The 17,162-nt window shown below is 57.4% G+C and carries 17 protein-coding genes; 6 read left to right on the forward strand and 11 right to left on the reverse strand.

Translation table 11 applies throughout. The annotated features are described in order from the left end of the window. Positions 1-31 precede the first annotated feature (31 nt). Complete coding sequence (locus BWI76_RS04950) at positions 32-2,422, reverse strand: glucose/quinate/shikimate family membrane-bound PQQ-dependent dehydrogenase (RefSeq protein ID WP_004872116.1); 2,391 nt, start codon at positions 2,420-2,422, stop codon at positions 32-34. A gap of 203 nt (positions 2,423-2,625) precedes the next feature. On the opposite strand from BWI76_RS04950, the gene hpt reads away from it, so the two are divergent. Further along, the gene (gene hpt, locus BWI76_RS04955) at positions 2,626-3,162 is read left to right on the forward strand and encodes a hypoxanthine phosphoribosyltransferase (RefSeq protein ID WP_014227950.1); all 537 of its coding nucleotides are present in this window, start codon (positions 2,626-2,628) and stop codon (positions 3,160-3,162) included. Positions 3,163-3,212: 50 nt separating this feature from the next. On the opposite strand, the gene can is transcribed toward hpt, so the two are convergent. Next, positions 3,213-3,875 (reverse strand): carbonate dehydratase, encoded by a 663-nt coding sequence (gene can / locus BWI76_RS04960; RefSeq protein ID WP_004129036.1) that lies wholly within the window; start codon positions 3,873-3,875, stop codon positions 3,213-3,215. Positions 3,876-3,982: 107 nt separating this feature from the next. Here can and BWI76_RS04965 point away from each other — a divergent pair, with 107 nt between their 5' ends. From BWI76_RS04965 to BWI76_RS04980, 4 genes are all read left to right on the forward strand, one after another. Further along, positions 3,983-4,909: an ABC transporter ATP-binding protein gene (locus tag BWI76_RS04965; RefSeq protein ID WP_004872112.1), complete on the forward strand. Its 927-nt coding sequence runs from the start codon at positions 3,983-3,985 to the stop codon at positions 4,907-4,909. Beyond that, entirely contained in the window at positions 4,906-5,676 is a 771-nt protein-coding gene (locus BWI76_RS04970) for an ABC transporter permease (protein ID WP_004129040.1), read from the forward strand. Before BWI76_RS04965 ends, BWI76_RS04970 begins: the two co-directional genes overlap by 4 nt. Positions 5,677-5,797: 121 nt before the next feature. Beyond that, positions 5,798-6,238: a PTS sugar transporter subunit IIA gene (locus tag BWI76_RS04975; RefSeq protein WP_004872110.1), complete on the forward strand. Its 441-nt coding sequence runs from the start codon at positions 5,798-5,800 to the stop codon at positions 6,236-6,238. A gap of 57 nt (positions 6,239-6,295) precedes the next feature. Next, positions 6,296-7,549 carry a polysaccharide deacetylase family protein gene (locus BWI76_RS04980; protein ID WP_049085606.1) on the forward strand — a complete coding sequence of 418 codons (1,254 nt, stop codon included), beginning with the start codon at positions 6,296-6,298 and terminating at the stop codon, positions 7,547-7,549. Position 7,550: 1 nt separating this feature from the next. Here BWI76_RS04980 and panD read toward each other — a convergent pair whose 3' ends face one another. The 9 genes from panD to thpR all read right to left on the reverse strand — a co-directional run bounded on the left by panD (position 7,551) and on the right by thpR (position 14,541). Beyond that, positions 7,551-7,931, reverse strand: coding sequence for an aspartate 1-decarboxylase (gene panD / locus BWI76_RS04985; protein WP_004129045.1), 381 nt, complete (start codon positions 7,929-7,931; stop codon positions 7,551-7,553). A gap of 93 nt (positions 7,932-8,024) precedes the next feature. Beyond that, a complete protein-coding gene (gene panC / locus BWI76_RS04990) occupies positions 8,025-8,879 on the reverse strand; it encodes a pantoate--beta-alanine ligase (RefSeq protein WP_004872105.1) in 855 nt (284 codons plus the stop codon). Positions 8,880-8,890: 11 nt separating this feature from the next. Beyond that, positions 8,891-9,682, reverse strand: coding sequence for a 3-methyl-2-oxobutanoate hydroxymethyltransferase (gene panB / locus BWI76_RS04995; RefSeq protein ID WP_004098680.1), 792 nt, complete (start codon positions 9,680-9,682; stop codon positions 8,891-8,893). A gap of 118 nt (positions 9,683-9,800) precedes the next feature. Beyond that, on the reverse strand, positions 9,801-10,280 hold the full coding sequence (gene folK, locus BWI76_RS05000; RefSeq protein ID WP_004872100.1) for a 2-amino-4-hydroxy-6-hydroxymethyldihydropteridine diphosphokinase: 480 nt from the start codon (positions 10,278-10,280) through the stop codon (positions 9,801-9,803). Continuing rightward, positions 10,277-11,674, reverse strand: a complete 1,398-nt coding sequence (gene pcnB / locus BWI76_RS05005; protein WP_071830632.1) for a polynucleotide adenylyltransferase PcnB — start codon at positions 11,672-11,674, stop codon at positions 10,277-10,279. Before pcnB ends, folK begins: the two co-directional genes overlap by 4 nt. A gap of 51 nt (positions 11,675-11,725) precedes the next feature. After that, positions 11,726-12,607 (reverse strand): tRNA glutamyl-Q(34) synthetase GluQRS, encoded by an 882-nt coding sequence (gluQRS, locus tag BWI76_RS05010; protein ID WP_024360333.1) that lies wholly within the window; start codon positions 12,605-12,607, stop codon positions 11,726-11,728. Between the two features lie 61 nt (positions 12,608-12,668). Continuing rightward, positions 12,669-13,124 carry an RNA polymerase-binding protein DksA gene (dksA, locus tag BWI76_RS05015; protein WP_004098689.1) on the reverse strand — a complete coding sequence of 152 codons (456 nt, stop codon included), beginning with the start codon at positions 13,122-13,124 and terminating at the stop codon, positions 12,669-12,671. 164 nt (positions 13,125-13,288) lie between these two features. Then, complete coding sequence (gene sfsA, locus BWI76_RS05020; protein WP_024360334.1) at positions 13,289-14,005, reverse strand: DNA/RNA nuclease SfsA; 717 nt, start codon at positions 14,003-14,005, stop codon at positions 13,289-13,291. Next, positions 14,005-14,541 carry an RNA 2',3'-cyclic phosphodiesterase gene (gene thpR / locus BWI76_RS05025; RefSeq protein ID WP_004872093.1) on the reverse strand — a complete coding sequence of 179 codons (537 nt, stop codon included), beginning with the start codon at positions 14,539-14,541 and terminating at the stop codon, positions 14,005-14,007. Before thpR ends, sfsA begins: the two co-directional genes overlap by 1 nt. Before the next feature lie 72 nt (positions 14,542-14,613). Here thpR and hrpB point away from each other — a divergent pair, with 72 nt between their 5' ends. Further along, entirely contained in the window at positions 14,614-17,043 is a 2,430-nt protein-coding gene (gene hrpB / locus BWI76_RS05030) for an ATP-dependent helicase HrpB (protein ID WP_049085605.1), read from the forward strand. The last annotated feature ends 119 nt before the right edge of the window (positions 17,044-17,162 follow it).

Genomic DNA, 17,162 nt, shown 5'->3' on the forward strand with positions numbered 1-17,162 from the left:
AGAGAAGGCCCGGAAACCGGGCCTTCTTTTTTTACTTCGCGTCGTCCGGTAAAGCATAAGCGACGATATAGTCGCCCATCTTCGTGCCAAACGAACCGTGACCGCCCGCAGAGATGACAACGTACTGCTTGCCATTCACTTCATAGGTCATCGGCGTCGCCTGACCGCCAGCCGGCAGACGTGCCTGCCATAACTTCTCGCCGTTGCTCATATTGTAAGCGCGCAGATAGTTATCCGCGGTCGCGCCGATAAACAGCACATTGCCGGCCGTCGAAATTGGGCCGCCCAGCATCGGCATACCCATGGTGAACGGGAGCTTAACCGGCATCGGGAACGGCAGGCTATCCTGTGGCGTACCGATACGTTTTTTCCACACCACTTCGTTGGTTTTCAGATCCAGCGCGGAGATATAGCCCCATGCTGGCTGTTTGCAGGGCAGACCGAACGGTGACAGGAACGGGTTGAGCGTGACGCCGTAAGGAACGCCGTACTGCGGCTGAATACCGGCCTCGGTACCCGAACCTTTGGCGTCTTTTGGTTGCTCCATCGGATTACCGGGTCCGCGAGGGATCAGTTTTGAGACAAACGGCAGCGCCATTGGGTTAGCAATCGCCACCTGGCGGTTCGGATCGACGGAGATACCGCCCCATTCGAACATCCCCAGGTTACCCGGGAAGACCAGCGTACCTTGTTCTGACGGTGGAGTGAAAATCCCTTCATAGCGCAGCTGATGGAAGATAACGCGGCACACCAGCTGGTCGAACATGGTGGCGCCCCACATATCCGCGCCGGTCAGGTCTTTCTTCGGTCGGAAGCTCAGGTCGGAGAACGGCTGAGTTTTCGCGACGTAGTCACCTTTCGCCGCCCCTTGCGGAACCGGTTTTTCCGGTGCCGGGACGACCAGCTCACCGTTACGGCGATCGAGGACAAAAATATTACCGGTTTTTGCCGGAGCGTAAATCACCGGCACGGTTTTGCCGTTCACGTCAATGTCCGCCAGCGTCGGCTGCGACGGCATATCCATATCCCACAGATCGTGATGAACGGTCTGGTAACTCCACGCCAGTTTACCGGTCGTGGCGTTCAGCGCCACGATGGAGCTGGCATAGCGCTCTTGTTCGGGCGTACGGTTGCCGCCCCAGATATCCGGGGTGGTCACGCCCATAGGCAGGTAGACCAGATCCAACTTCGCGTCATAGGCCGCCGGTGCCCAGGAGTTTGGTGAATTCAGGGTGAAATGATGTTCATCATCAGGAATCGCGTTGGGATCTTTCGCGCCCGGATCAAAGGCCCACAGCAGTTTACCGGTATTCACATCAAAGCCGCGAATAACGCCTGAAGGCTCGCGGGTGGAGAAGTTATCGGTCACGGCGCCGGCGATGACGATTGTCTTATCAGTAATAATCGGCGGTGAAGTGGGTTCATACATGCCCGGCGTGGTGACTGGCATATTGGTTTGCAGGTTGAGAATGCCTTTATTAGCGAAGGACTCACACAGCTTACCGGTTTCGGCATTGATGGCGAACAGGCGGCCATCGTTGACCGGAAGAATAATGCGGCGCGGGCAGTCGGCAACCACATCCGCCGGCGCGTTATCCGCTTTGGCTTCATGATATGAAACGCCGCGGCAGGTCACATGCTGGAAAGACGGGTCCGCGTTGAGCTGCGGATCGAAATGCCACTTTTCTTTACCGGTGGCCGCATCAAGCGCGAACAGGCGCTGGTGGGCGGTACACAGATAGAGCGTGTCGCCAACTTTAATCGGCGTGACTTCATTGGTGATTTCACCCGGATCGTTAGGCTGCTTGAGATCGCCCGTACGGAATACCCATGCCTCTTTCAGGTTCTTCACGTTATCGGCGTTAATCTGCTTCAGCGGCGAGTAGCGCTGGCCTTCCTGGTTGCGGCCATACGCCGACCAGTCGCCATCGGCCACCTCGGAAATTGGTGCCGCTGGCGTTGCATCAGCGCTCAGCGTACCGTTGACCTCCTGCGGGTCGTTGAAGCCAGCCCATGTAAGGATGCCGCCGCTAATCAGCAGGGCGACAACCAGCCCGGCAACGGCGCCAGAGGAGGGAATCGGCAGGCGACGCCAGACAAACGGCAGAATAAGCCAGATGCCGAAGAAGACCAGAATGTCGCTACGCGGAGTCAGCGCCCAGAAGTCGAAGCCAACTTCCCATACGCCCCAGATCATGGTGGCAAGCAGCAGCGCGGCGTACAGCCAAAGCGCAGAACGCTTACCGCGGAACAGCAAGACGGTGACGGCCAGCATCACCAGACCTGCGACAGGGTAGTACCATGAGCCGCCGAGGGCGACCAGCCAGGCCCCGCCTGCTAAGAGATACAGGCCACAGAACGCTGCAAAAAGAGCCGTCAGCGTCACGAGTAGCCGTGATTGTTGAGATTTTGTTTCTGCCATAGAAGGACACTCGTTTGTTTGTTAATTTTTTAACTGCAATTAATTATAGGATTTAACAAGTGTGATCGGAATCACAAAATGGGCTTTATTAATCACTGCATCGCATATTTCTTTTTGCTGGTATACTGCGTGGCTTGCCGGTCAACGTCGGTGCAATCGCAGCGGAGTTGATGATTTACATTAAGAATCAAATGGTTAGTTTTATGAAACATACTGTAGAAGTGATGATCCCGGAAACCGAGATCAAAGCCCGTATTGCTGAGCTCGGTCGCCAAATCAACGAGCACTACAAAGATAGCGGCAGCGAAATGGTGCTGGTGGGGCTGTTGCGTGGCTCATTTATGTTTATGGCCGACCTGTGCCGTGAAGTTCAGGTACCGCATGAAGTCGATTTTATGACCGCCTCCAGCTACGGTAGCGGCATGTCCACCACCCGTGACGTCAAAATCCTCAAAGACCTGGATGAGGATATCCGCGGTAAAGATGTGCTGATCGTGGAAGACATCATCGACTCTGGCAACACGCTGTCAAAAGTGCGCGAAATCCTCAGCCTGCGTGAACCGAAATCGCTGGCGATTTGTACGCTGCTCGATAAGCCAAGCCGCCGCGAAGTGAAGGTGCCGGTTGAGTTTGTCGGTTTTGCGATCCCGGACGAGTTCGTGGTGGGTTACGGCATCGACTATGCTCAGCGCTACCGCCACCTGCCGTATATCGGCAAAGTGACGCTGCTGGACGAGTAACGCGGATTATCTATCCCGGCTTATCCGGGATATTAAGAGGGGCGCGTGAATTACTTGTGATTGACGTGCTTGCTTTTAAGGTTGGAAATTCCATGGCGATAGCGCTGTTCCAGCGTTTCGCGGCTGACGGCGGTCACGTCAAGATCGCGTAACATGCCGTCGTGAATGCCGTAGGCCCAGCCGTGAATTGTCACTTTCTGTCCACGCTTCCACGCCGACTGCATAATCGTTGAATGGCCAAGGTTGTAAACCTGCTCCATCACATTCAATTCACACAGCGTATCAAGGCGGCGCTCTTCGGGCATTTCCCCCAGCAGCGAGCTGTGCTTAAACCAGATATCGCGAATATGCAGCAGCCAGTTGTCGATAAGGCCTAGCTCGGTATTTTCAATCGCCGCCTGCACGCCGCCGCAGCCGTAGTGGCCGCAGATGATGATGTGTTCGACTTCCAGTACATCGACCGCGTACTGCACCACGGAAAGGCAGTTCAGGTCGGTATGAATCACCAGGTTGGCGACGTTACGGTGTACAAACAGCTCGCCGGGTTCCAGGCCGGTCAAACGTTCAGCGGGGACGCGGCTATCGGAACATCCAATCCACAGAAAGCGCGGCTTCTGCGCCTGTGCCAGTTTCTCAAAGAAACCGGGGTCTTCCTCCACCAGCATTTTTGACCATAGTGCATTGTTGCTGATGAGTGTATCTATATCGTTCATGGATGTTTACGGGCCTGTAACCAAGTAAGTGCGTTGCGCTAATATAGGTTAACCTCACATTTTTTAAAACAACCCATCGCGTGTCACGACACGAGAAGAGACATTTAATGACCATTGCTCTGGAACTAAAACAGCTCAAAAAAACCTACCCCGGCGGGGTTCAGGCGCTGCGCGGAATCGATCTTCAGGTAGAAGCGGGCGATTTTTACGCGCTCCTGGGGCCGAACGGCGCGGGAAAATCCACCACTATCGGCATTATCAGTTCGCTGGTGAACAAAACCTCCGGCGAGGTCAACGTGTTTGGCTATGACCTGCAAAAGGATGTGGTGAACGCCAAGCGCCAGCTCGGCCTGGTGCCGCAGGAGTTCAACTTTAACCCCTTTGAAACCGTGCAGCAGATTGTGATTCACCAGGCGGGCTACTACGGCGTTGAGCGCAAAGAAGCCATCGCCCGTAGCGAAAAGTACCTCAAACAGCTCGATCTTTGGGAAAAGCGCAACGAACGCGCGCGGATGCTCTCCGGGGGCATGAAGCGCCGCCTGATGATTGCCCGCGCGTTGATGCATGAACCGAAGCTGCTGATTCTCGATGAGCCAACGGCGGGAGTGGATATTGAGCTGCGTCGTTCGATGTGGGGATTCCTGAAAGATCTGAATGATAAAGGCACCACGATCATTCTGACGACCCACTATCTGGAAGAGGCCGAAATGCTGTGTCGCAATATCGGTATTATTCAGAACGGCGAGCTGGTGGAAAACACCTCGATGAAGGCGCTGCTTTCCAAGCTGAAATCAGAAACCTTTATTCTCGATCTGGCTCCCAAAAGCCCATTACCGGTACTGGAAGGCTATCAGTATCGTCTGGTTGATACGTCGACGCTGGAGGTTGAGGTGCTGCGCGAGCAGGGGATTAATAGCGTATTTACGCAATTGAGCGCGCAGGGAATACAGGTATTAAGTATGCGTAACAAAGCTAACCGTCTGGAAGAGCTGTTTGTCACGCTGGTACACGATCGGAAAGGAGAATCAGCATGATGCAGCTTTATTGGGTCGCGCTGAAAAGCATCTGGACCAAAGAGATCCATCGCTTTATGCGTATTTGGATCCAGACGCTGGTGCCGCCGGTCATTACGATGACCCTTTACTTTGTCATTTTTGGCAATCTGATCGGCTCGCGCATCGGTGAAATGCATGGTTTTACCTATATGCAGTTTATCGTGCCGGGCCTGATTATGATGGCGGTGATCACCAACGCCTACGCCAATGTCGCTTCATCATTCTTCAGCGCGAAATTTCAGCGCAATATTGAAGAACTGCTGGTCGCGCCGGTCCCCACCCATGTGGTGATCGCCGGCTATGTGGGCGGCGGCGTTGCCCGCGGTCTGTGCGTCGGGATTCTGGTGACGGCGATTTCGCTGTTTTTCGTTCCGTTCCAGGTTCACTCATGGGTATTTGTCGCCCTGACTCTGGTGCTGACCGCCGTGTTATTTTCGCTGGCTGGTCTGCTGAACGCGGTGTTTGCCAAAACCTTTGATGATATCAGCCTCATTCCGACCTTCGTGCTGACGCCGCTGACCTACCTCGGCGGGGTTTTTTATTCGCTGACCCTGCTGCCGCCGTTCTGGCAAGGCCTGTCGCATCTGAACCCGATTGTCTACATGATCAGCGGCTTCCGCTACGGCTTCCTCGGCATTAACGATGTTCCGCTCGCCACAACCTTCGGCGTGCTGGTGGTGTTTATCGTCGCGTTTTATATTTTGTGTTGGTATCTGATCCAGCGCGGGCGCGGGCTGCGCAGCTAATTTAGCCGTTCATGGCGCTTCGCTGCGCAGTTAAGCGAAGCGCCAGCAAACAATTTTGATTGTCATCACCGATATTTATCGCTTCCCTTGCTAAATTGTTTGCCTGCTAAGGAGGTAGGCGATGTTAGGTTGGGTGATTACCTGTCATGACGAACTGGCGCAGGAGATGCTGGATCGTCTGGAGAAAAAGTTTGGGCCGCTGACGCAGTGTCGGGCGGTTAACTACTGGCGTAATCTCAGCAGCAATATGCTGAGCCGCATGATGTGCGACGCGCTGCACGAAACTGACGGCGGGAAAGGGGTCATTTTTCTGACTGATAAAACCGGCGCGGCGCCTTATCGCGTCGCTGCGCTGATGAGCCACAAGCACACCCACTGCGAAGTGATTTCTGGTATCAGCTACCCATTACTGGAAAGTATGTATCTGCTACGTCCGTCCCTCAGTAGTGAAGCCTTCCGCCACGCGATTGTCAGCGCCGGAGGTCCTGCGGTGAGCAGCCTCTGGCATCAGCAGCAAAAAAATCCGCCTTTTCGACTACTGCATGAGCCGTACGGGAATTAAGCATTGGTATTGATGATGCTTTTGTTACAATGACGGCAGTTCTTGTCTACTGGTTCGATGCGCATGTTTGCCCGAATTCTTGCTTTACTTCTCCTGTTCACGACGCTCGGCGCCTCAGCCAGTTTGTTAAGCCAGCAGGGTGTCCCGGCACGTTATATGCAGACGACCGAAGATGCCGATATCTGGGCACAGGTGGGCAATCAGGTAGTGAGCGTCGGCAACGTGCGGGCAGGACAGATTCTGGCGGTAGTGCCGACGGCGGCGGATTACTATGAGTTTAATTTTGGCTTTGCGACCGGCTTTATTGATAAAGGCCACCTGGAGCCGGTACAGGGGAAGCAGCGGGTTGAGGACAGCCTGGGCGATCTGCATAAATCCCTGAGCAACCAAAACCTCATGACCTGGAAAGATACGCCGGTATATGATGCCCCCGCCGTTGGCAGCGCGCCCTTTGGCACCCTGGCGAGTAATTTGCGTTACCCGATTATCAGCAAGCTTAAAGATCGGCTGAATCAAACCTGGTTTCAGATTCGCATCGGCAACCGGCTGGCGTGGGTGAGCAGCCTTGATGCCCAGGAAGATAACGGCATCCCCATCCTTACCTACCACCATATTCTTCGTGACGAAGAAAACACCCGCTTTCGCCATACCTCAACAACGACTTCCGTTCGCGCCTTCAGCAACCAGATGACCTGGCTACGCGACCAGGGCTATACCACGCTGAGTATGTATCAGCTTGAGGGCTATCTGCGTAATAAAGTGAACCTACCGGCGCGCTCGGTGGTGATCACCTTTGACGATGGGCTGAAGTCGGTCAACCGCTACGCGTACCCGATCCTCAAGCAGTATGGCTTTCACGCCACGGCTTTTATTATCTCGTCGCGCATTAAGCGCCATCCGCAGAAATGGGCGCCGAAATCGCTGCAGTTTATGAGTATTTCCGAGCTAAAACAGATTCAGGACGTTTTTGACGTGCAGTCGCATACCCATTTTCTCCATCGGGTTGATACCGATCGTCATCCAATTCTGCTCAGCCGCAGCTATCACAATATTCTGTTTGATTTTGAGCATTCGCGGCGGGCGCTGGCGCAGTTTAATCCGCACGTACAGTATCTCTCTTACCCGTTTGGCGGCTATAACGCCACGGCGGTTCAGGCGGCGAATGACGCTGGTTTTCATCTGGCGGTGACGACGGTAAGAGGAAAGGTGAAACCGGGGGATAATCCGTTCTTATTGAAAAGGCTGTATGTATTAAGAACGGATTCGCTGGAAACCATGTCGCGGCTGATAAGCAACCAGCCGCAGGGGTAGATCAGGCAACCTGTACCGGAATAGCTTTTGCCTGGCGCTTCATTTCGTTCTCGCCTTCAAAATAGGCCACTTTCGGCTGCCAGGCGCGGGCTTCTTCGTCAGGCATCATAACGAAGCTGGCGATAATCAGAATATCACCGACGCTCGCACAGTGCGCCGCGGCGCCGTTAACGGAGATAATTCGCGAACCGCGCTCCGCGGCGATGGCGTAGGTGGAGAAACGATTACCGTTGGTCACGTTCCAGATATGAATAGCCTCGTTTTCCAGGATGCCGGACGCATCCAGGAAATCCTGATCAATAGCGCAGGAGCCTTCATAGTGCAGGTCGGCCTGCGTGACTTTAACGCGGTGGAGTTTGCCCTGCAGCATATTACGAATCATAACGTCTACCTTTAAAGCTTAACGATAACAAAGCGGGCGTGACGTCCGCCTTGAGGAAATTCCTGGCAGTATTGCCCGATTTTTAACCCGTGTCTACCGAGCGAGCGCCACTATCTGGTTGTCGATCAAACGTGCTTCGCCGAGCCACGCCGCCATCAGGATCACCGCGCGCTGGCTGTTTTCGGTCAAATCGAGCAGCGTATCGGCGTCGCGGATCTGGATATCATCGGCGCGGAAGCCTTTTTCGTTCAGCTCCTGCCCGGCAATCGCGATAATTTCGTCAAGGTTGCGCTCGCCGGCCGCCAGTTTCTCCGCCGCGCGATTCATCACCTTATACAGCCCCGGCGCGATTTTGCGCTGCTCTGCGCTGAGATAGCCGTTGCGCGAACTCAGCGCCAGCCCGTCTTTCGCGCGCATAATCGGTACGCCAATAATCTCGATGTCGTAGCCCATATCCGCGACCATTTTGCGGATCAGCGCCAGCTGCTGGAAGTCTTTTTCGCCGAAGCAGGCGACGTCCGGCTGGATCAGGTTGAACAGCTTACTGACGATAGTGGAAACGCCGCGGAAGTGGCCTGGACGGCTGGCGCCCTCAAGCATCGTCGACAGCCCCGGGACATCGACGTAAGTCTGGCTTTCGGTACCCTGCGGGTAGATTTCCGCCGCGGCAGGCGCGAAGACCAAATCGACCTTCCGTTTGTTCAGCTTTTCGCAATCGTCCTGCAGGGTACGCGGATAGCGCGCCAGATCCTCGGCGCGGTCAAACTGCATTGGGTTGACGAAGATACTTGCCACCACGACATCCGCGCTGGCTTTAGCGGTATCAACCAGCTTCATATGGCCATCGTGCAGGTTGCCCATGGTGGGAACCAGCGCAATGCGCTTGCCCTCCTGGCGTAAACGGCGGATATGCTGGCGCAGCAGCGGCAGGGTTTCAATAATCAGCACAACAACACTCCTTAATGGAAACTGTGTTCTTCGCCCGGATACACGCCGGACTCCACTTCGGCAACATATTGCCGTACCGCGGCGCGCATGTCGCCCGCTGTGCTAAGGAAATTTTTGGCGAATTTTGGAATATGACCGCCGGTAATACCAAAAGCGTCATGCATCACGAGGATTTGTCCGTCAGTGACGTTGCCCGCGCCGATACCAATCACCGGGATGGTTAACGCCTCGGTGACGCGTTTCGCCAGTTCAACCGGTACGCACTCCAGCACCAGCAGCTGCGCGCCCGCCGCTTCCAGCGCCAGCGCATCATCAAGCAGAACTTGCCCGGCATCGCCGCGGCCCTGAATTTTATACCCGCCAAAGACATTCACCGACTGCGGGGTCAGACCGAGGTGTCCGCACACCGGTACCGCACGCTCGGCAAGCATTTTCACGGTATCCGCCAGCCAGGCGCCGCCCTCGATTTTGACCATGTTGGCTCCCGCGCGCATGACGATAGCGGCGTTCTCGAAGGTTTGTTCCGGTGTGGCGTAAGCCATAAACGGCAGGTCGGCGAGCAGCAGACAGTTCGGCGCGCCGCGGCGTACCGCGCGCGTGTGATAGGCGATGTCTTCAACGGTCACCGGCAGGGTGGAATCGTGGCCCTGCACCGTCATGCCCAGCGAATCGCCGACCAGCATCACGTTTATACCCTCATCGGCGAACAGCTTTGCAAAGCTGTAGTCGTAGGCGGTGATAGTGGCGAAGCGTTTCTTCTCCTGTTTACATTTCTGCAGCAGGGCGATAGTGGTCGGTTTCATAACGTTTCCTGATGATGAAAGTCATTTTAACCGGCATTCTAACAGCAGCATTCAGGGGGGCAATGGTTTTAGGCAACCGATTACCACGATCGCCGTAATTGCTAAAAAAGAAGGGTTATTACCAGAGGGCGGGTTTTTCTGCGCCGAGATTTGCCAGAACAGCCCGTAATGCCGTACCGTCGGGGAAACGCAGCTCGGGGGCGATTTCAAACAGCGGCCACAGCATAAAACCGCGGTTTTTCATATCGTAGTGCGGTACGGTCAGGCGCGGGCTGCTAATCACGTCATCGCCAAACAGCATGATGTCGAGGTCCAGCGTGCGCGGTCCCCAGCGTTCGGCTTTACGCGTGCGGCCCTGCTGCAGTTCAATACGCTGGGTGTGGTTGAGCAGCGCTTCTGCGGTCAGCGCGGTTTCCAGCGCGACGGCGACGTTGAGGTAGTCAGGCTGATCCTGCGGCCCCAGGGGCGGCGTGCGGTAGAAAGAGGAAACGCTTATTACCCGGCTATCGGGTATGTCCGCCAGCGCGTTAACGGCAGCGTTGACCTGCTCCAGCGGAGAGGCCAGATTGCTGCCAATCGCGATATAGACGAGCGTCATGCGCTACCTTCGCGGCGCGGCGCGCGTTTGCGCGGACGACGGTGGCGGCGGCGCGGGGCCGGATCGTCCCCTAAATCATCCAGCATATCTTTCTGATCCGGCGGCGCGGCGACCTGGAACTCGCCCCACCATTTGGTCAGACGCTGCAGCTCGCTGCTGTTTTCGGCGCCGGCGCGCAGCTCCAGCAGATCGTAGGCGGCGCGGAATTTTGGATGCTCCATCAGCTTCCACGCGCGTTTACCTTGACGGCGGGACATCCGCAGCTGAAGCTGCCAGATATCGCGCACCAGGGTAGTAATACGTTTCGGGATGGCCAGCGTGCGGCAGGCCTCGTCCAGCACGTCGTTCATCGCCAACGCGAAGGCATCGTAGTAGGCCAGTCCGCTCTCCTGCGCGATTTTCTGCGCGGTTTCCAGCAGCGGATACCAGAACATCACCGCGAACAGGAACGCCGGATTAACGCGCATATCGTTGCGAATGCGGGTATCGGTATTCTTCAGCACCTGGCTGATGATGCGCTCCATTGGACTATCGCCGCGCTCGGTAAAGTAGCGGGTAATGGTCGGGAACAGCGGCTGGAACAGATTATATTCGCGCAGCAGGATGTAGGTTTCATAACCGTCGCCGGCCTGCAGCAGCTTCAGGACTTCTTCAAATAGACGCGCCGGCGGCACATCGTGCAGCAGCGTCGCCAGGCGCGGGATCGGCTCGGCGGTCTCTTCGCTGATGCTCATACTGAGCTTCGCTGCAAAACGCACCGCGCGCAGCATGCGCACCGGATCTTCGCGATAGCGGGTTTCCGGATCGCCGATCAGACGGACGACGCCATCCTGCAGATCTTTCATGCCGCCGACGTAGTCGCGGACGGTGAAATCCGCCACGCTGTAGTAGAGGCTGTTGATGGTAAAGTCGCGGCGCTGGGCATCTTCTTCAATCGAACCGAAGATGTTGTCGCGCAGCAGCATACCGTTCTGGCCGCGCTGGGAGGTGATGCGATCGGTGGTGTGGCCTTCATGATGGCCGCGGAAGGTGGCGACTTCGATAATTTCCGGCCCGAACATCACGTGCGCCAGGCGGAAGCGGCGGCCTACCAGGCGGCAGTTGCGGAACAGCTTACGGACCTGTTCCGGGGTCGCATTAGTGGTAACGTCAAAATCTTTAGGTTTTTTGCCCAGCAGCAGATCGCGTACGCCGCCGCCGACCAGCCACGATTCATAGCCCGCCTTGTTAAGTCTGTACATGACCTTGAGGGCATTTTCACTGATATCTTTGCGGGAAATTGCATGCTGCTCGCGCGGAATAACCGTCATATGTAATTGTTCGACGGCGGCTTCTGCCTCGCGCTCTTCACGGCTTAGCACCTTACGGCAAAAATTAGCGACTCGGGTAAAAATGGTACACCTCGTAGTGTCAGACGGACTTCAGGACAAAAAAATAGCGGCTAATCATAGCTCAGCGGAACGCATTTGAGAATGCTGGATTTGCTCCGGCCGCCAGTTCGCTATCGCGTACTCGAGTAAATCCTCAATACTGAGCGTCTGCCATTCCTGAATGACATCCTGATTAAGAAACGTTAACGCCCGCACAATTTCCGGGCGCGGATCGCCTTCAGACAGCGCCGGAGCGTGGTTTTGCTTCGACAGTTTATTGCCCTGCGCGTTGAGGGCCAGCGGCAAATGGATATAGTCCGGCGCCTGCCAGCCAAAATGCTGATAAAGCGATATTTGCCGCACCGTCGGCTCGATAAGATCGGCGCCGCGGACGATTTCGCTGACGCCCTGAAAATGATCGTCCACTACCACCGCCAGATTATAGGCGAACAGCCCATCGCGGCGGTGGATAATGAAATCTTCCCGCGCCAGCGGCTCATCGGCGACGATCGTGCCGCGCAGTCGGTCATAAAATTCGAGGACCGGACGCGTTTGCCGCAGACGCAGAGCGGCGTTTTCCGCGCCGAGGCGTAAATCGCGGCAGTGGCCGTCGTAAATACCGCCAATGCCGTGGATGCGCGCGCGGGTGCAGGTGCAGTAATAGCAGAGGTCCTGCTCGCGCAGCCAGGCGAGGTGCTCGCGATAGGCTTCGTGGCGTTTTGACTGCCAGAGTACCTCTCCGTCCCAGTGCAGGCCGTAGCGTTCTAATTGACGAAGAATGGTGTCCGCGGCGCCGGGAACTTCCCGCGGCGGATCGATATCTTCAATGCGCACGCGCCAGATACCGTTCTGAGCCCGAGCCTGCAGATAGCTGCCAAGCGCGGCAATCAATGAACCGAAGTGGAGTTCGCCGGAAGGTGAGGGAGCAAAGCGCCCGATGTAGTGTGAATCTTTCATGATATGACTAAAGCATCAGGGCGGGAGAAAGCTCCCGCCAGAGATGTGCCAGCGAAGTGAATTAGCCTGCCATCTGTTTTTCGCGAATTTCCGCCAGCGTTTTGCAATCAATGCACAGGTCAGCGGTCGGACGCGCTTCCAGACGACGGATACCAATCTCGACGCCACAGGATTCACAGAAGCCGAAATCTTCGTCTTCGACTTTTTTCAGCGTTTTCTCGATCTTTTTGATCAATTTACGTTCGCGGTCGCGGTTACGCAGCTCCAGGCTGAACTCTTCTTCCTGAGCGGCACGGTCTACCGGGTCCGGGAAGTTAGCAGCTTCATCCTGCATATGCGTTACGGTGCGATCCACTTCATCCCTAAGTTGATTACGCCACGCTTCAAGAATGCGCTTGAAGTGCGCCAGCTGGGCTTCGTTCATATACTCTTCGCCCGGCTTCACTTGGTACGGCTCCACCCCAGCGATGGAGAGAATACTCAGGGACGATGTTTTACGGTTTTGCCCTTCTTGCATGTTGCTTCTCCTTAACACGCACTATCGATCCCCGTGTTGGGGGAAAAATCAGGCCGCTATAAATAGCAGATGCTTTTCCGGATAGCAATTATCTAAACGTTACACTTGACAACCCTGTGAGGAAAAGCGTATTTGCGCTCGCGACCCGAATACTATTTAGCCGTTTATTTACCGGGGGTTAACACCACGGTAATCGGCTTATTCAGAGTCATCATCTCGGTAGAAAGTTCCGCCTTGTACGCGAGAATTTCCACCCCCTTGTTTTGCGCCTCAATCAATAGCTGTGCGTATCTGGCATCAATATGATGCGCGGGTGAGAAACGGTCGATCGCCGAGTGCAGCACGGCGAACAAAATCACCGCCCGATCGCCCGCTGCCGCCACGCTCATCAGCTCCCGCAGGTGCTTCTGGCCGCGTTCGGTAACCGCATCGGGGAAGTAACCGTATTCCTTTTCCGCCAACGTAACCGATTTCACTTCAATATAGCAGTTTTGTTGGTCATCTGCTTGTAACAGAATATCAATGCGGCTGTTTTCATCACCATACTTCACTTCGCTTTTCAGCGTGTTATAGCCCAAAAGCTCGGGAATATTTCCCGCCAGAATCGCCTCTTTCGCCAACGTGTTAGCACGTAGAGTATTAACACAAATTGTCGCACCTTCTACGGTTTCGGTTATTTCCCACGTGTGGGCATATTTGCGTTTAGGATTATCTGAAGTGGAATACCAGACGGTATCGCCCGGCGCGGCGCAGCCGGTCATGGCGCCGGTGTTGGGACAGTGCAGGGTCAGCTCGCGACCGTCGGGGGTGATCACATCGGCGAGAAACCGTTTGTAACGTTTAATGAGGGTGGCGGACCGTAGCGGGGGAGTAAACAGCATCAGCTTTCCTTGTCGAAAGGGTAACGTTCCAGCGCCTTGTAGCGGGTGCGGCCGCGGCTAAAGCTGGATTCGTAGAGTACAAATTCGTTGACCGCAAACGCCCAGCGAAATCCGGGCGGCGGAATAGCCACCGCGTGGCGCGCGTCGCGCAGCAGGGTGATATGCGGATGAAACGGCTGCGGGCTCTGATAGCAGCCGCTGCGGGCGGCCTGGGCGCGCAGCATATTCGCTAATTGCAGAACTCCGCGCGGCGGCTGACGAGTGCCCAGCCACACCACTCGCGAACGCAGCCACTGCCCGGCATCGTCAAGGATCAGGGTAAAGCCCGGCTGGCGAATTCGTTCGGCCATCGCTGACAGCGCCCGCTGCTTATCCGCGCTCACTTCGCCAAGAAACGCCAGCGTCAGATGGAGGTTTGCCGCCGTCACCGGTCGACCAGCATCTTCGGGAAAGCTGGCGGCGCGCCAGTGAACGATCTGCCGCTGAACTTCTGCGGGAAGTTCAAGGGCGAAAAACAGCCTTTTCGGCTCGGACATGATAGAGACTCGGTAATGAATTACCGGGATGCTACAATGCTTGCCCGCAAATGTTAACCTCCGGAGCGCTTCGTGTCCTCATTGCCGGTTGCCGCCGTCCTCCCTGAACTTCTTTCTGCTCTGCGGCATGCGCCGCAGGTTCTGCTTAATGCGCCAACCGGCGCCGGGAAATCCACCTGGCTGCCGTTGCAAATCCTCGCGCAGGGTAAAATTAACGGGCGCATTATCCTGCTGGAGCCGCGGCGGCTGGCGGCGCGTAACGTGGCGCAGCGGCTGGCGGAACTGCTGGGGGAGAAGCCCGGCGAGACCGTGGGCTACCGCATGCGCGCCGAGACCTGCGTCGGGCCGAACACGCGCCTCGAAGTGGTGACGGAAGGTATTTTGACGCGGATGATCCAGCGCGATCCGGAGCTGAGCGGCGTGGGGCTGGCGATCCTCGATGAGTTCCACGAGCGCAGCCTGCAGGCGGATCTGGCGCTGGCGCTGCTGCTCGACGTCCAGCAGGGGCTACGCGACGATCTCAAGCTGCTGATTATGTCGGCGACGCTCGATAATGAGCGCCTGCAGCGTCTGCTGCCGGAGGCGCCGGTTATCGTTTCCGAAGGGCGCGCGTTTCCGGTTGAGCGGCGTTTTCAGCCGCTGGCGACCCATCAGCGTTTTGACGAGGCGGTGGCGATTGCCGCCGCGGAACTGCTGCGTAGCGAAAACGGTTCAATGCTGCTGTTTCTGCCCGGCGTCGGCGAGATCCAACGGGTACAGGAGCGGCTGGCGGAGCGGGTGGCGAGCGATGTTGTGCTGTGCCCGCTGTACGGCGCGCTGCCGCTGAGTGAGCAGCGCAAGGCGATACTGCCTGCGCCCGTCGGGATGCGCAAGGTGGTGCTGGCGACCAATATCGCCGAAACCAGTCTGACCATTGAGGGGATTCGTCTGGTGGTAGATAGCGCCCAGGAGCGCGTCGCCCGCTTTGACGCCCGCACCGGGCTTACCCGCCTGGTCACGCAGCGCATCAGCCAGGCCTCAATGACCCAGCGCGCCGGACGCGCCGGGCGTCTGGAACCGGGGATCTGTCTGCATCTGCTTGCTAAAGAGCAGGCCGAGCGCGCGGCGGCGCAGGGCGATCCGGAAATCCTGCAAAGCGACCTGTCTTCACTGTTGCTGGAGTTGTTGCAGTGGGGATGCCAGGACCCGGCGCAGCTTAGCTGGCTGGATCTGCCGCCTGCGGTTAATCTGGCGGCGGCCCGGCGTCTGCTCACCGACCTTTCTGCGCTGGAAGGCGAGCGGCTGTCGTCGCACGGGCGCAAAATGGCGGCGTTGGGCAACGATCCGCGTCTGGCGGCGATGCTGACCGCGGCGGAGGATGCCGATGGCGCCGCCACGGCGGCTAAGCTGGCGGCGATCCTGGAAGAGCCGCCGCGCGGCGGCAATAGCGATCTTAGCGCGGCGTTTGCCCGTCAGCAGGGCAACTGGCAGCAGCGGGCGCAGCAGTTGATAAAACGGCTGGCGGTGCGCGGCGGTCAGCCTGACGCCGACAGAATCGCGGCGCTGCTGGCCTCCGCTTTTGCCGACCGTATCGCCCATCGTCGCGGCCAGGAGGGGCGCTATCAGCTGGCCAACGGAATGGGGGCGATGCTCGACGCCGACGATGCGCTGGGCCGCCACGAGTGGCTGATCGCGCCGCTGCTGCTGCAGGGAAGTTCATCGCCGGATGCGCGGATCCTGCTGGCGCTGCCGGTAGAGATTAACGCGCTGATTGAGCGGTGTCCGGCGCTGGTCCAGCGCTCCGATATCGTCGAGTGGGATGAGGCGTTAGGCACGCTGAAGGCCTGGCGGCGTACCTGTATCGGACGGCTGGTGATTAAAACTCAACCGCTGGCGAAGCCGTCGGAAGAGGAGCTGCATCAGGCGATGCTCAACGGCATCCGCGAAAAGGGGCTGAGCGTGCTCAACTGGACGCCGGAGGCGGAGCAGCTGCGTTTGCGCCTGCACTGCGCGGCGCAGTGGCTGCCGGAGGAGGCGTGGCCAGCCGTTGATGAGGCATCGCTGCTGGCATCGCTTGAGCAGTGGCTGTTACCGCAGATGACGGGCGTCCATTCTCTGCGCGCGCTGAAGGCGCTGGATGTGCGTCAGGCGCTGCAAAACTGGCTGCCGTGGCCGCTGCGCCAGAAGCTGGACAGCGAGCTACCCACGCACTATACGGTGCCGACCGGTAGCCGCATCGCGATTCGTTATCACGATGATAACCCTCCGGCGCTGGCGGTGCGGATGCAGGAGATGTTTGGCGAGGCGACGACCCCGACTATCGCCCAGGGGCGGGTGCCGCTGGTGCTGGAGCTACTGTCGCCGGCGCAGCGCCCGCTGCAGATCACCCGCGATTTAGGCGCATTCTGGCAGGGGAGCTACCGCGAGGTGCAAAAAGAGATGAAAGGGCGCTATCCGAAGCACGTCTGGCCGGACGATCCGGCCAATACCGCCCCGACCCGGCGCACCAAAAAATATTCGTAACCGGTTATTTTCCCGGAGGCGGTGCTGGCGCACCTGTCCGGGCTACCGGTCCGCAGACGGCGGGGAACCCGTAGCCCCGGTAAGGCGTCAGCCGCCACCGGGGGGGAGTATGCGAAGCC

It is taken from the genome of Klebsiella sp. M5al, assembly GCF_002090195.1.
In the GTDB taxonomy this organism is placed as follows: domain Bacteria; phylum Pseudomonadota; class Gammaproteobacteria; order Enterobacterales; family Enterobacteriaceae; genus Klebsiella; species Klebsiella grimontii.